The organism is Halorussus limi (assembly GCF_023238205.1).
In the GTDB taxonomy this organism is placed as follows: domain Archaea; phylum Halobacteriota; class Halobacteria; order Halobacteriales; family Haladaptataceae; genus Halorussus; species Halorussus limi.
The window spans coordinates 2,746,023-2,760,139 of record NZ_CP096659.1 but is presented as its reverse complement, the minus strand read 5'-3'; the positions used below and the strand labels follow the sequence as shown (position 1 = coordinate 2,760,139).

General features: G+C 68.1%; 16 protein-coding genes. 10 read left to right on the top strand and 6 right to left on the bottom strand.

The window, feature by feature from the left end:
- Positions 1-19: 19 nt before the first annotated feature.
- Positions 20-1,000: a hypothetical protein gene (locus M0R89_RS14225; RefSeq protein ID WP_248649742.1), complete on the top strand. Its 981-nt coding sequence runs from the start codon at positions 20-22 to the stop codon at positions 998-1,000.
- Between the two features lie 124 nt (positions 1,001-1,124).
- The gene (locus M0R89_RS14220) at positions 1,125-2,147 is read left to right on the top strand and encodes a DUF7544 domain-containing protein (protein WP_248649741.1); all 1,023 of its coding nucleotides are present in this window, start codon (positions 1,125-1,127) and stop codon (positions 2,145-2,147) included.
- A 4-nt stretch (positions 2,148-2,151) separates the two neighbouring features.
- Here the strand turns inward: M0R89_RS14220 and M0R89_RS14215 are convergent, their stop codons facing one another.
- From M0R89_RS14215 to M0R89_RS14205, 3 genes are all read right to left on the bottom strand, one after another.
- Positions 2,152-2,646 carry a DUF7552 domain-containing protein gene (locus M0R89_RS14215; RefSeq protein ID WP_248649740.1) on the bottom strand — a complete coding sequence of 165 codons (495 nt, stop codon included), beginning with the start codon at positions 2,644-2,646 and terminating at the stop codon, positions 2,152-2,154.
- An 82-nt stretch (positions 2,647-2,728) separates the two neighbouring features.
- On the bottom strand, positions 2,729-3,544 hold the full coding sequence (locus M0R89_RS14210; protein ID WP_248649739.1) for a DUF7260 family protein: 816 nt from the start codon (positions 3,542-3,544) through the stop codon (positions 2,729-2,731).
- Positions 3,541-3,987 (bottom strand): DUF7552 domain-containing protein, encoded by a 447-nt coding sequence (locus M0R89_RS14205; RefSeq protein ID WP_248649738.1) that lies wholly within the window; start codon positions 3,985-3,987, stop codon positions 3,541-3,543. The genes M0R89_RS14210 and M0R89_RS14205 overlap by 4 nt, the downstream gene beginning before the upstream one ends.
- Positions 3,988-4,094: 107 nt before the next feature.
- Here M0R89_RS14205 and M0R89_RS14200 point away from each other — a divergent pair, with 107 nt between their 5' ends.
- Together M0R89_RS14200 and M0R89_RS14195 are read left to right on the top strand one after the other, a co-directional pair.
- Positions 4,095-4,280, top strand: coding sequence for a hypothetical protein (locus tag M0R89_RS14200; RefSeq protein WP_248649737.1), 186 nt, complete (start codon positions 4,095-4,097; stop codon positions 4,278-4,280).
- 2 nt (positions 4,281-4,282) lie between these two features.
- Positions 4,283-4,450 carry a hypothetical protein gene (locus M0R89_RS14195; protein WP_248649736.1) on the top strand — a complete coding sequence of 56 codons (168 nt, stop codon included), beginning with the start codon at positions 4,283-4,285 and terminating at the stop codon, positions 4,448-4,450.
- Between the two features lie 42 nt (positions 4,451-4,492).
- Here M0R89_RS14195 and M0R89_RS14190 read toward each other — a convergent pair whose 3' ends face one another.
- Both M0R89_RS14190 and dps read right to left on the bottom strand, forming a co-directional pair.
- Positions 4,493-4,888 carry a thioredoxin family protein gene (locus tag M0R89_RS14190; RefSeq protein ID WP_248649735.1) on the bottom strand — a complete coding sequence of 132 codons (396 nt, stop codon included), beginning with the start codon at positions 4,886-4,888 and terminating at the stop codon, positions 4,493-4,495.
- Between the two features lie 343 nt (positions 4,889-5,231).
- Entirely contained in the window at positions 5,232-5,897 is a 666-nt protein-coding gene (gene dps, locus M0R89_RS14185; RefSeq protein ID WP_248649734.1) for a DNA protection during starvation protein, read from the bottom strand.
- A gap of 155 nt (positions 5,898-6,052) precedes the next feature.
- Between dps and M0R89_RS14180 the strand changes: the two genes are divergently transcribed.
- From M0R89_RS14180 to M0R89_RS14170, 3 genes are all read left to right on the top strand, one after another.
- Positions 6,053-8,380, top strand: coding sequence for a DEAD/DEAH box helicase (locus tag M0R89_RS14180; RefSeq protein ID WP_248649733.1), 2,328 nt, complete (start codon positions 6,053-6,055; stop codon positions 8,378-8,380).
- Positions 8,381-8,472: 92 nt separating this feature from the next.
- Positions 8,473-8,835, top strand: a complete 363-nt coding sequence (locus M0R89_RS14175) for a 2Fe-2S iron-sulfur cluster-binding protein (RefSeq protein WP_248649732.1) — start codon at positions 8,473-8,475, stop codon at positions 8,833-8,835.
- 85 nt (positions 8,836-8,920) lie between these two features.
- Positions 8,921-9,349, top strand: a complete 429-nt coding sequence (locus M0R89_RS14170) for a DCC1-like thiol-disulfide oxidoreductase family protein (RefSeq protein WP_248649731.1) — start codon at positions 8,921-8,923, stop codon at positions 9,347-9,349.
- A gap of 36 nt (positions 9,350-9,385) precedes the next feature.
- Here M0R89_RS14170 and glmU read toward each other — a convergent pair whose 3' ends face one another.
- Positions 9,386-10,567 carry a bifunctional sugar-1-phosphate nucleotidylyltransferase/acetyltransferase gene (gene glmU / locus M0R89_RS14165; RefSeq protein ID WP_248652276.1) on the bottom strand — a complete coding sequence of 394 codons (1,182 nt, stop codon included), beginning with the start codon at positions 10,565-10,567 and terminating at the stop codon, positions 9,386-9,388.
- 340 nt (positions 10,568-10,907) lie between these two features.
- Here glmU and M0R89_RS14160 point away from each other — a divergent pair, with 340 nt between their 5' ends.
- The 3 genes from M0R89_RS14160 to M0R89_RS14150 all read left to right on the top strand — a co-directional run bounded on the left by M0R89_RS14160 (position 10,908) and on the right by M0R89_RS14150 (position 13,856).
- Complete coding sequence (locus tag M0R89_RS14160; RefSeq protein ID WP_248649730.1) at positions 10,908-12,017, top strand: helix-turn-helix transcriptional regulator; 1,110 nt, start codon at positions 10,908-10,910, stop codon at positions 12,015-12,017.
- Positions 12,018-12,159: 142 nt separating this feature from the next.
- Positions 12,160-12,726, top strand: coding sequence for a response regulator transcription factor (locus M0R89_RS14155; protein ID WP_248649729.1), 567 nt, complete (start codon positions 12,160-12,162; stop codon positions 12,724-12,726).
- 386 nt (positions 12,727-13,112) lie between these two features.
- Positions 13,113-13,856, top strand: a complete 744-nt coding sequence (locus M0R89_RS14150) for a DNA-directed RNA polymerase subunit epsilon (protein ID WP_248649728.1) — start codon at positions 13,113-13,115, stop codon at positions 13,854-13,856.
- Positions 13,857-14,117: the final 261 nt, after the last annotated feature.

The following is a 14,117-nucleotide window of genomic DNA, read 5'->3' as shown; positions in this document are numbered from 1 at the left end:
GCCGCGAGAACGACCGACCATGCCGACCCGCCGCCGACTCCTCGCTACCCTCCCGTGCGTCGCCCTCGCCGGTTGTCTCGGAAGCGCGCCCGACGCGGGCGGAACCGGACAGACGAGCGACGAGACGAACGGTACCGGACGGACGACCACCGCCGACGAGGCGACGACCACGCCCTCGCTCCCCGACGACCTGACACGCCGGAATGGCGAGACGGTCGTGGACTTCCCGGCGATGACCGACGGCGAGGTGTCGGTCGATTCGGAGGACGGAATCACGACGCTGGCCTTCTCGGGACCCACCGACGCCACCTTCGAACTCGCGGCGGCGGCCGGGGGCGAAGTCGTCACCGACGGCCCGCCGACCGCGTCGAAGACGCTGACGCCCGCCGACGAACCGCGGGCGTTCGTCGCCCCGGTCTACCGCGACGGCGGGTTCGAGTTCCGGGTCTACGCCAACACCGCGTTCCGCGAGATGGGCGACCTCCACGTCTGGGCCGGCCCCGGCGGAACGGTCGCCGGCGACGCCGCCGTCTCGCGGCCCGCGGAGTTCGACTCGCGGACCGACGCCGTGGGCCGGACGACCGTCTCGGGCGCGGACGTGGACGGAGCGGAAGACGGCGCGCCCCTCTCGGTGGGTGTCTTCGACGCGCCCCTCGACGCGGTGCGGTCCGGCGACGCGGCGGACGTGCGGGGCGTCGCCCTCCAGTCGGGCGAGTCGCTCCGGCGCACGCCCGCCGCCCCGAAGGTCGCCTTGGCCTACGAGTTCGCCGACGAGTCGGTCACTATCACCCACGAGGGCGGGGATACCCTGTCGGGCCCGACCCTCTCGGTCGAAGTCGGCGGCGAGGCGACCGACGCGGCGTTCCCCGACGAGGTCAGCGCCGGCGAGTCTGTCACCGCGGACCTCTCGGGCGTCGAGTCGGGAACGACCGTCCGCGTGGTCTGGACCGCGCCGGAGGGCGACTTCTCGGCGGTACTCGGACGGGCGACGGTGCCGTAACGCCGGTCACCTCGCCGAAATCGACGGTGCCGTACTCGCGCGACCGACGACCGCGAAAACGGTCGGAAACTAGACCTGTAACTCTTCCCCGAAGGTTTTCCCGGTCGGCGTCGTAGCACGACGCATGACGTGGTACGCCGTGGAGGCGCTCGACGACGCGCTCGACGCCACGAAGTCGCTGCTCACGCCGCTCGACGCCCGCCAGTGGCTGAAACTCGCGCTCGTGGTCTTCTTCCTCGGGAGCGGCGGGGGCGGCGGACCGTCGGCCGGCGCCGGCGGGTCCACGGGCACGCCCGCCGACGGGCCGGGGACGACTCCCGGTCACGGCGTCGAGTTCGACGTTCCGGCCGCGTTGGGCGACGTGTTGCCGATACTCCTCGGCGCGATTGCGGTAGCGCTGGTCGTCGGTCTGCTGTACGTGCTGGTCGGGGCCGTGATGGAGTTCGTCTTCGTGGAATCGCTGCGCCGCCAGCGCGTCCGGATTCGGTCCTACGCCGACCAGCACCTCGGGCGCGCCCTCAGGTTGTTCGTCTTCCGGGTCGCGCTCGGTCTGTTAGTCGCGGTTCCCGCAGTCGCGCTGGTCGTCGGCGCGGTCGGACTCGCGACGGGCGGCCTCGACGTCTCGCTCGGCCTGCTCGTCGTCCTGATTCCCCTGCTCGCGCTCCTCGGGTTTCTCGTCGCCGCGGTGGACGCATTCACGGTCAGTTTCGTCGTGCCGGTGATGATACTGAAAAACGTCGGCGTCCTCGCGGGGTGGCGGCGGTTCTGGCCGACGCTGACCCGCGAGTGGAAGCAGTACGGCGTCTACGCGCTCGTCCGGTTCGTCCTCGCGCTCGGAGTCGGTCTGATTGCCTCGGTCGTCGGCGGCGTCGTCGGCGCGCTGTTGGTCGCTCCGGTCGCCGTCGTCGGCGTCGTGGCGGTGCCGGCGCTCGGCGGCGTCGGCGCGGTGCTGTCGAACCCGGTCGCGCTGGCCGTCGCGGGTCTCCTCGCGCTGGCGTACTTCGCGCTCCTGACGGCCGCCCTCGCGGTGGTCTTCGTGCCGATTCAGACCTACCTCCGGTATCACGCGCTGCTCGTCCTCGGCGACACCGACGCGGACTTCGACCTGATTCCGGACCTGCGTCGCAAGATACGCGAGACGGGGTAGTCGGCTACTTCAGTTCCGACCGGAGTTGCCGCGAGACGGTCTCGTCGTCGAGCAGTTCGCCGTCGCGCCGGACGTGGACCAGCGGCGCGTTCTCCATGCGGAGCCATTCGCCGTCGCCGTCGCCCGAGAGCGAGACCGACCGGCCGGTGGTGCGGCGAGCGCGGGCGCGACGGGTGCGGGAGCGACGAGCGGTCTCGGCCGAACGCTCGGCTCCGCCCCCGCGCTCGCTCCGCTCGTGCGCGTCGAGCGCGAGCGGGTCGGCGGTTCGTTCGGTCGCCACGATGGGAATGTTTTCGAGGTGCGGGTCCACCTCCCGGAGGACGCGGCGGTACTCGCAGACGAGGTCGACGGCCTCCTCGGCGGCGTCCGCCGAGGGGAACGTCTCGCCCCTGACGGGCACCGGGCACTTGCCGGATAGCGGACAGACGACGACGAAATCGCCGTCGGGGTCGGTCAAGTCGGTTATCCGCTCGCGGAGGTGTTCCAGAGAGTCGGTCATGGGGACTCGGTGGGCAGACCTCAGCGGACCGTTGAAGTTGTTTCGGAATCCGCATCGGCCGCGAGGCTGACAGAAAGGAGACTCAGACTCGCGCACAGAGGTGACGCCGGACCGCGCGCTGGCACTCGGCCAGCACCGCGTCGAGTTCCGCGAGGTCGGCCAGCACGGGGTGGGCGTCGTCGAACTCGCCGTAGAGGTGAGCTATCAGTTCCGCCTCCCGAATCCCGGTCAGGCCGTCGCTTCGGGTCTCCCGAATCGCGGCCTGTCGCTCGGCGGCGAGGCGGTCGCAGGTCGCGCGGAACTCCTCCAGTCGGTCGTGGCGCGCCCGCAACTCCTCGAAGCCGAGTTGGAGGAGCGGCGTCTCGTCGGCGTCCGCGAGCCAATCGGTAATCTCGCCCAGTTCGTCGGCGAGCGCCCGAACTCGGTCGCGTTCGCCCTCGATGCCGTCGGCGAGCAGTCCACACTCCTTGCGGCGCCGGTCGGCCCGCGAGACCAGTTGGCGCTGGAGTCCGGTCGAGAATCCGCCCGCCGCGGGCGAGAGCGCCGCGGTCAGTTCCGGCGATAGCTCGTCGGCCATCGCCTCCTGCATCGAGTCGGCGTCGGCGTAAGGTAACACGGTCTCGCGGAACGCCTCGCGGACCGTCGCCGCGCCGCCGGTCGTACTCGTTCCGCTCGCTCCCACCGCGAGTGCGCTCCCGACTGCCCTGCTCCCGGACCGGGACGACCGGCCGGCCCGCCGGTTCGCGTCGGTCGGCACCGACTCGACGCGCTCGCGGAACTCGCCGAACGCCGCGACCTTCTCCTCGATGCGGTCGCGCTCGGCCGCCGCGCGCTCGACGGCCGCGGGGGTCCGGAGGTCGAGCGCCGCCGCGTCTCCCGCGGCGAACTCCTCGGTCATAGCTTAGAGTCGAGTTGGCGCTCGACGGCGTCGTCGGGGAGCGGTTCGCCGTCGCGCCGGACGTGGACCAGCGGGGCGTTGTCCATGCGGAGCCACTCCGACTCGCAGTCGCCCGAGAGCGTCACCGACCGCGAGGTCCGGGGCAGGCCGTTGTCGCGCCGCCCCGCGGCGCGCTTGCGGGTCGAGACCAGCGTCGGCGGGTCGTCGGTGAGTTCGTAGACCGAGAGGCGACGCTCGGGGAGTTCGGGGTCGGACTCGCGGAGGGCCTCGCGGTACGCGCGAGCGAGGTCGGCCGCCTCGCTGGCGGCCGCCTCGGTGGGGAACCGTCGGCCGGTCAGCGGCGCGGGGCGCTCGTCGGTCTCGGCGCACGCGACGTAGAAATCACCGGACTCGTCGGCTCGTCGGTCGATTCGACCGCGGATAGCGTCGAGGGAGTCGGGCATGGTTTAGGCTGGCCTAATCTAAATTAGGCCGGCCTAAAAGAGCTTTCGATGGGGTGGCTCTCGCTCGCCACAAAGATTATGTGTCGAGTCTCTGAACCGTCTCCCGCATGGTACACTGCCCTGAATGCGAAACGTCCCTCGCCGACTCGTCGGACATCGAGTTCGTCGAGATGGACTCGGCGACCGGGTTCGTCAGAGCATCGAAGCGGTTCTACACAGCCAACTGCGCCGAGTGCGGCCGGACCATCGGGAGCGGCGTCGCCGGCGCGAAATCGAACGGAGGTGCCGCCTGACGATGGTTCACTGTCCGGAGTGCGAGACGACGCTCGAAGAAGCGTCCGACGTGGAGTTTCTGGACATGGACTCCACGACGGGATTTTTCAAGGCCTCGAAGCGATTCTACCTCGTCGCCTGCGCCGACTGCGGTGCCGCCATCGGAAGCGGCGTCGCCGGCGCGATGTAGTCCGTCGGACCGGACGCCGGTGACTGGCCGGTCCGGCCGGCGTCAGAACGCCGTGTACTCGCCGACCAGTTCCACCAACTCCTCCTTCTCGACCTGCCCCCGGACTCGTTCTTGACACTCGCCGTCGGCGTACACCTCGAACGTCGGCGTCGCCTCGACGCCCCGCTTCAGCGCCAACTTCTGGTGGTGTACGACGTTCACTTTCGCCACCGCCGCGAACGTCTCGCGCGCGACGGACTCGACTACCGGGTGGAGTCGCTGGCCCGCGCCGCCGTCGGCGTAGTAGTGGACCAACACGACGTCGTGGGCCGTCACGGTCCGGTCGAAGCTCTGAGAGCCGTCGACGTAGACCGGGGACGGCGGCGCGCCGAGGCCCTGTTCCTGCACGAGCGCGCGTTTCTTGCGCTCACGTACCGCGTCGAGGTCCTCGTCGTCCATGTCGTTCGGGAGTTGTGAAGGGGGTGACTTAATTTTGCGGCCCGCTTCTCAGCGTCGATAATTCTGCGGGTCGCCTCCCGGAAGTTCGCCTCCGGAAGGCCGCCTCGGCGCGGTTCGACGCGATTCGGAGTCGCCACTCGCCGGTGGTCGGACGACGGAGCAGGGGACGTTCGCAGAATCCTCGGCCGCCCGCAGTGCGCGGCACTTCGGGCCGCGCATCGCTCGCGCGACCGAGCGGCCGGTCCGGTCCGCTCGGGCCGGCGGCTCGTGTCACCGAGCGCGAGTCGAGTGATTCGTCGGCGGTCGTCTGGCGGTCGTTACGCCGAGGTTCGCGTCGAAATCGTCACGCCGAGTCGTTGAAGCGACGGTTGGTCGAGAGCGGCGCGTCGCCGGGTTCGCCCCGGACGAAGTGGCCCGCCGGGTTGGCCTCGCCGTCGCGCTCCATCGAGAGGAGTTCGACGAACCACGCCTCGTGTTCGATTTCCTCCTGCAGGATGCGACTCGCCATGTCGTAGGTCCGCGGGTCCTTGCCCTGCGTCATGTCGCAGATTTCGCTCCACGTCCGGATGGCGCACCGCTCGGCTTCGAGGAGCGTCTCCAGAATCAGCTCTGCGGAGGCGCCCTCGTTGATTTCGTCGGGTTCCTCGCCCTGATACGGCGTCGGGAGGTCGGCGTGCGGACACGACGCCCGACCCATGAAGTCGCTGATGTCGTTCGGGAGCGACCCGCCGAGTTCGTAGACGCGCGGCGCGACCAACTCGAAGTGCGCGCGGTCCTCGAGGCGGGCGTCCTCGGCTATCTCCTTGTAGTCCTCGTGGCCCGCGAGGTGCATCCGGAGGTTGGTGTAGTAGTAGTACGTCGAAAACTCGGCCCCGATGGCGTCGATGAGTCGCTCGCGGAGTTCCTCCGGTTCGAGTCCGCGCTCGCGAATCACTTCCATCCCCACTCGTTTGCTCGTATCGCCCGGTTCGTAGTCGCCGGAACCGTGTCGCCGTTCGTCGTCTGCCATTGTGTTCTCCCCCACGGCCACCGACGACTTTCCTACCCTTAATAATTCTTCCCAGATTACGAACATAGGTTTTCGATTCCGGGAACGCCGACCGCTCGGGTTCACTTTCGCTCCGCGGCGAAAGTCGTTAGGGACCCCGACCCTATCGCCGACTCGTGGACGTGACCATCGACTGGCTTCGGGGCCGACCGTACTACGACGGGCAGGTCGAGGCCCACCGGACCCTCCCCGGCCGGGACGGCGACTTCGCCGACGTGGACCTCGAACCCCGTCTGGAGAGCGCGCTCGAATCCCGGGGCATCGACCGACTCTACCGCCATCAGGTCGAGGCCGTCGAGGCGGTTCGGGCGGGCGAGAACGTCGTCGTCGCTACCCCGACCGCGAGCGGGAAGAGCCTCGCGTACACGGTCCCGGCCTTCGAGCGCGCGATGGACCACGGCGGGCGCACTCTCTACGTCGCGCCCCAGAACGCGCTCATCAACGACCAAGAGGAGACCCTCTCGGCGCTCGCGCGGGACCTCGGGTTCGGCAGTCGGGTCTCGGTCGAGCAGTACACCGGGCGACTGAGCAAGTCCGAGAAGCGGGCGGTCCGGGACCGGCGGCCGACCGTCGTCCTGACGAACCCCGACATGCTCCACTACGCGCTGTTGCCCCACGCCCACCGCCTCTGGGACTGGTTCTTCAAAGGGGTGGAGACGGTCGTGCTGGACGAGGTCCACGAGTACCGCGGGGTCTTCGGGAGCCACGTCGCGCTCCTGCTCCGGCGCCTCCGGCGCGTCTGCGACCGGTTCGATTCGGACCCCGAGTTCGTCTGCTGTTCGGCGACCGTCGGCAACCCGGTCGAACACGCCGCCAGCGTGACGGGGACCGAGGCCGACTCGTTCCGACTGGTGGACGAGGACGTGAGCGACACCGGGCCGACCCACTGGCTGCTCTGGAACCCGCCGGAGTACGAGTCCCCGCAGGCCGGAGCGTCGGGCCAACGCCGGTCGAACCACGCCGAGACCAAGCGCGTGTTCGCCGACCTCGTCTCGAACGACCACCAGACGCTGACGTTCACCCGCGCCCGGCAGGCCGCCGAACAGTGGGCCATGGAGAGCGCCGACGAACTCCGCGACCGGGGTCGGGGCGACCTCGCGCCCGACGTGACGGCGTATCAGGCCGCTCTGAGCGACGACCGACGGAAGGAAATCGAGGAAGGGCTTCGGGACGGCGAGGTCCGGGGCGTCTGGAGTACCAACGCCCTGGAACTCGGCGTGGACATCGGCGGCCTCGACGCGGTCCTGCTCGACGGCTACCCCGGCACGCGCATGGCGGCGTTCCAGCAGGCCGGGCGCGCGGGCCGGGGCGACGACCCGAGCCTCGTCGCCCTCGTCGCGGGCGAGGACCAACTCGACCAGTACCTGATGGCCAACCCCGAGGAGTTCTTCGCCGGCGACCCCGAGCGCGCGGTCGTCAACCCCGCGAACGACCAACTCCTGCCCGACCACGTGCTGTCTGCGGCCCGCGAGACGTGGCTCTCGCCCGAGGACGGCGACTACTTCGGCGAGGAGTTCCCGGACCTCGTGTCCGACCTCGAAGCCGAGGGCCTGCTGGAGCGCCGGACGACTCCCGACGGCCTGCGCTGGACCTACGACGGCGACGGCAGTCCGCAACACGAGATGAGTCTGCGCTCCATCGACGACCGCGAGGTGAACCTGCTGGACAGGCGGAACAACGACACCATCGCCACTCTCCCGTTCGAGGACGCGCTGACCGACGCCCACCCCGGCGCTATCTACCACCATCAGGGCCAGTCCTACGAGGTCGTGGACCTCGACCTGAGCCGCGAAGTCGCCGAACTCAGCCCCACGTGGGCCGACTACCACACCAAGGTCCTCCACGAGAAGGAGATTACCGTCGAGGAGGACCTCCGCGAGAAGCGACTGGCGACCCGCGAGGACGTGCCCGTCAGATTCGCCGACGTGACGATGCGCAAGCAGATTACGGGCTTCGAGCGCCGCGACCGGTCGGGCGAGACGCTGGCCCGCGAGTCGCTCGACCTGCCGGAGGTCTCGCTCCGGACGAAGGCGCTGTACTTCACGGTGCCCCGCGAAGTCGAGGCGGCGATGCGCGAGCAGGGCGACTTCGCCGGCGGCATCCACGCCGCCGAACACGGGATGATTTCGCTATTCCCGCTGGAACTGCTCTGTGACCGCGCCGACATCGGCGGCCTCTCGACGCCGATGCATCCCCACACCGGCGAGAGTACCATCTTCATCTACGACGGCTACCCCGGCGGCGTCGGACTCGTCCGGGAGGGCTACGAGACGGTCGCGGACCTGATGGTTCGGACCGCCGAGATGATAGCGGCCTGCGACTGCGACGCGCCGGGCGGGTGTCCGTCCTGCGTCCAGTCGCCCCACTGCGGGAACGCCAACGACCCGCTCGACAAGGCGCAGGCCCGATACCTCCTCGACGCGCTCACCGGCGGAGGCGAGTAGCGACCCCCCGCGAGTCCCGCAGGCGCGCCAGATTTCACGCGGTTCCGAACCCCGCCGACACGTTCATTCCCGCTTGTCCGCTAGCCGCTCCCGTGAGTACCCACACCGTCGCCATCGAAGTGCCGGAGGACTGCGACGTCGAGCAGGCCGGAGAGACCGTCGAAATCGAGGTGCCCGAGACCGAGTACGTCCTCTCGGCCGCCCGGAGCGAGGGCGTCTGGCTCCCCGCCGACTGCCAGCAGGGATGGTGTACCTCCTGCGCCGCGGAACTGCTGGAGGGCGAAGTGGACCAGTCCGACGCCAAGCGGTACTACGAGTCCGACGAGGAAGCCGACCTGATTCTGCCCTGCACTGCCAAGCCCGAGTCGGACCTCCGGATTCGGGCCTGCCGGTACGACGAGATGCTCGACCACCGCGCGGAACACGACAAGCCGCCGGGCCGGTCGAAGCGGTGAGCGCCCGCCGCTCGTGGCTCTCACCTGCCCGCGGCTATCTCGCACGCCCGCCGCTATTTTACCGCCAGCGAGCGTACCCGCGTCCGTGAGCGACTATCACGGCGTGCTCATCTACGACGGGGAGTGCCCGTTCTGCTCGGCGGCCGCCTCGGCGCTCCGTCGGGTCGAAGGCGTCGGCGCTATCGAGTGGGAGGACGAACCGGCCCAAGCGTTTCTGGCGGCCCAGTTCGGCGAGACGCCGTTCGCGCTGGTCTTCGCCGATAGCCGCGAGGGCCGAGTCTACGTCGGCCGCGAGGCGGCCCGCGAACTCTGCGATCGGGCGGGGATGCCCGTCCTCGTGCAGGACATCGTGGGCGACAACTACGAGTCGCTGGCCGACGCGATTCGGAGCGTGACGGGCGTCGAGGGAGAGCCAGACCCGTATCACGGCGAGTTTCCGCTCGCCGAAGAGGCGCGGGACGCGTTCGGGGAGTTGGCGGCGAACGCGTGGCACACCGCGAAAGTGAGTCGGTAACGGGAGGCCGGACCCCCGAGACTCGGGCGGTACCGCTCATCTGTCCCGCGTCACGACCTCGCCGGGCGTCGTCGTCGCGCCGGTCGAGAGCGTCACGCCCGCGTTCAGACTCGTGTTGATGGCCGTCTTCGCGTCGTCGCCGACGACGACGCCGAACTTCCGGCGGCCGGTCGAGATGCGCTCGCCCTTGACCGTGAGCTTCACCGCCTCGTCGTCGTGGCGAAGATTGGCGACGTTCGTCCCGGCGCCGAAGTTGACGTTCCGGCCGAGGACGCTGTCGCCGACGTAGCTGAGATGCGCGACGTGACTCCCCTCGCCGACCACGCTGTTTTTGACCTCGACCGAGTGGCCGACGTGGGCGTCCTCGCCGAGGAGGGTCGCGCCGCGAACGTAGGCGTTTGGACCGACGCTCGCACCCGCTCGGACGAGCACAGGCCCCTCTATCACGACGCCCGCGTCGATGGTCGCGCCTTCTTCGACCACGACGGGGCCGCGGAGGTCGGCGTCGTCGTGGACCTCGCCCCGAACGTCGCGTTCGAGTTCGGCGAGCTTCCACTCGTTGGCTTCCAGCAGTTCCCACGGTCGTCCCACGTCCAGCCACCGGTCCATCGCGACGTAGCTCACGTCGTACTCCTCGACGGCGCGCGCCAGCACGTCGGTAATCTCGCGTTCACCGCGCTCGCTCGCGGGCACGTCCAGCCACTCGCGGGCCTCGGCGGGGAAGACATACGCACCGGCGTTGGCGAGGTCGGTCGGCGGGTCCGTCGGTTTCTCCACGATGTCGGTGACCGCGTCGCCCGCCGTCGAGAGCACCCCGTAGTTCGAGGGCTCGTCGACCCGAATCGCGCCGACGCTCGGTCCCGACTCGAACAGGTCGGCGACGGCCTCGGGGTCGTAGAGGTTATCGCCGTTCAGCACCGCGAACGCGCCGTCGAGATGCTCGCGGGCCGCTCGCACCGCGTCGGCGGTCCCCGCCTGCTCGTCCTGCACCGCGTATCGGACCGGCACGCCGCGGTAGTCGTCCCCGAAGTAGTTCCGGACCGTCTCGGCCCCGTAGCCGACGACCACCACGAGTTCCTCCGCGCCCGCGTCCACCGCGGCGTCCGCGGCGTGTGCGACCAGTGGGCGGTCGGCGACCGGCAGCATCGGCTTCGGGAGCGACGCCGACAGCGGTCGAATCCGGGTCCCCTCGCCCGCGGCCAGAAGCACTGCTTGCATGAGTTCGGATTCGGAGGCCACGGGTTTCAGTCCCTCGGAGTCGCCGAGACGCGCCGGCCGGACGCGCGTCAGATAGGTAATGTGGTACGGTATCACCAATCACCCTACTTAAATCCCCGTACCCGTCCTGCCCCGGGTTTTTACCCTTTGGCTGTCGTACATACGTAGAAACAGGGACCCGTCGCGGGGGAACTGTTACGGGACTCGCTCGAAGGTAGGCGACGGAGTTCACTCGATGGTAAACGGCTTAATATCCGGAGACCGTAACTCTCTCCGACTTGCAGATACCTCGGGCTTTCCCACGACGGGGTCGGAAACAACGCACCATGACTGACAACGAATGAACATCGATACATCGGACAAGCGGCAACTGGACCAGTCATCGAACGTCCTCTTACTGGCACCGTTGACGCCGACGGGAAATCGCGCCTGTCTCGAACTGCTCGCCTCGACGACGAAACCGGACGAGGCCAACGTCGCCGCAGTGACGTACACGCCGCCGCCCGAGACGTGGATCTCCGATTGGACGGCGCACGTCGGCGACCTCCCGGCCGAACTCGCGTTCATCCACGCGAACACGGTCGAGACCGACGAGGGACCCGCCGGCAACGAGGTCCCGCCGAACGTGTCGGTCGCGCGCGTCGATCCGAACCAGCCGATGGACATCATCGCGCCGCTGAGCGAACAGTTGACCCGTTGGGAGGGGAACGGCAACCAGACGCTCGTGTCGGTACAGACGCTGACCGTCCTCTTGGAGTACGTCGACTTCGACACAGCGTTCCGGTACCTGCACATCCTCACCCACCGGGTACAGGCGGCCAACGCCATCGGGTTCTACCACATGGACCCGGACATCCACGACGAGGAGACCATCAACACGCTGAAGACGCTGTTCGACGCCGTGGTCGAGGTCTCCGACGACGGCGAGGAGTGGTCCGTCGCCGAGACCTACGGCGACCGGAGCGCGACAAGCGACCACGCCCAGTCTCACGACACCGACGTCTCGGTTCCGGACTCCGACGGCGGCCTGTTCACGTCCGTACTGAGTTCGGTGTCGAACCTGTTCTCGGGGGCGGACGGTACCGACCGCTCCGCGGCCACGACCGACTCACCGGAGACGACCGCCGGGAGCGATACCGTCGAGTCGACGCCGTCGGACGACCAGTCCGCGCGCGAGTCGAACGTCGAGCAGTTCCCCGAGGAGGCGATGCTGACGGACGAGGACCGCATCCGCGAACTGCTGACCCGCTACGGCGGCCGGATGAAACAGGCCGACGTGACCGAGGAGACCGACTGGTCGAAGTCGACCGTCAGCCGGAAACTGTCGAAGATGGAGGAGAAGGGTCTCATCACCCGGGTACAGGTCGGCCGCGGCAACCTCGTCTTCCTGAGCGGCTACGAACCGGAGACCGCCAAATCGCCCTTCGAACAGGAGACGACCGACAGATGACGACGACAACTCGCCGCCGACCGCGCGACGACTCGGCGAATCGAACCAGCGTCCGGACGCAGTCGCCGAACGCTGCGAGACGCCAGTTTAACATCGAGGGAGTATGAGTGAATCATCACGGAGTGCGAGCGATATCGCAAGTATGCCTAAGGACGCTACAGTGCTGATAGTCGACGATGAGAAGCCGATAACCGACGCCTACGCCCAGTGGCTCGAAGAGGATTACCACGTCCGAACCGCCTACAGCGGGTCGGAAGCGCTCGAAAAACTGGACGAGGAGGTCGACGTGGTCCTCCTCGACCGCCGGATGCCGAACCTCTCCGGCGAGGACGTACTGGCGCGGATTCACGAACAGGGACTCAACTGCCGGGTGGCGCTGGTCTCGGCGGTCGAACCCGACTTCGACATCCTCGAACTCGGCTTCGACGCCTACCTCGAAAAGCCAGTCTCGGAGGCGGAGGAACTGCTCGAAACCGTCGAGACGCTGCTCAAGCGCTCGACCTACGACGCACAGATGCAGCAGTTCCTCTCGCTGGCCAACAAGAAGGCCGCTCTGGAGACCAAGAAGAGCCCCGAGGAACTCGACGCCAACGAGGAGTACGCGGACCTCACCGAGGAACTGGCCGAACTCCGGACTCAACTCTCGGACACCGCCGGAACGCTGGACGACGACGACCTGCGCGCGGAGTTCTACGAGGACGACCAGTAGTCTCCCGGTGGTGAGCAGCGAACGGGTCGGTCTGCGGCGAGCGACAGCGGTCGGACTCGTCACGTCAGCGCTCGGCGTTTAAGTGCTTCTGGCGACAAGGGATAGATACGACGGAAAGTGCGCGACGTTCTGCCGACTCAAGTTTCCGAATAGCGCCCGCGCCGGCGTGCCTCGTTCTGCGTGACCCTGAACTACGGACTTCAAACACGCGACCGAATAGACAGGGCGTCTCCGCTACGATTCCTCTTTAAGTGCTTCTGGCGATAAGGAGTAGATACGACGGAACGACGGCCCGTTCTACTGGATTCGTTTTCGAGGAGCGACGCGTCTTCTCACCTTCCCGAGAGGCGCATGTTTGAACTATCCCCGCCGAGTACGGGCGAGTGATGACCGAGGGGTGGACGGACTCGCAACTGCCGACGTGGCAGTCGAGGACGCACGACGACCGGAACGCCGACCGACCGCTCAGCCAGCGCCCCGGCGACGGGGCGGTCGGCCGGGCGGACCTCCAGCGCGACCAGACGGTCCGCCAGTGGGGGCCAGTCACGCCGAGCGCGACCCAAATCGGCCGCGCCGAATCGCCCGACGCCGACCTCTCGGAGAGCGTCCGCCGGATGCACGAGGAGCGACACTCCGCGATGGCGGGTCACAGTTCGCGCATGCACCGCCTCGACAAACTCCGCATCTCCCACGCGCTCTGTAACGACCTCTCGCTGACGCCGTGGCAGCGCGACCGCGTGGTCGGCATCATGTCGGACCTCGACCTGACTGCGTTCGGAAGCCAGCGCGCGATTCCGAAGGTCGCGCTGGTCGTCATCCGCCACGTCGTGGACCGAGAGCGCGAACACTACCTCGGCCTCCACGACGAGGAGTGGATCGGCCAACTCCCGCCGGACCGACTCGGAGACCTCTACGACCAGTTCCGCTCTATCACCGACGAACAGCGTTTCACGGACCTCGTCGAGAAACACGGTCTCGACGTGACTAGCCTCAACCGACTCCGGCGAACGCTCAAAGACCAACTCACCGACCAGCACCTCGAAGACGCCGTCTACGGTCGGAACCCCCACCGAGACCCCAACCTGCCGAGTCTCGACGCTCGCCGGGCGGACGAGGCTCACGAGGAGTAGTGGAGTGGCGTGTGAGGAGTAGGGACTGCGGAGCGTGAGTACACAAAGAGACGAAAACCGCAGAAGACCGCGAACGAATCTTCCTCGTATCTATCCCTTGTCGCCAGAAGCACTTAAACGGAGACCGGCGTAGCGACGACGATTCTCCTTCTACTTTCCGAGGCGAGAGACCGGCGTCTGGTGAATAGCGTCCCGTAGAACGAGGCCGTCTTCCCTCGTATCTACCCCTTGTCGCCAGAACTACTTAAATGACTTCGGGAA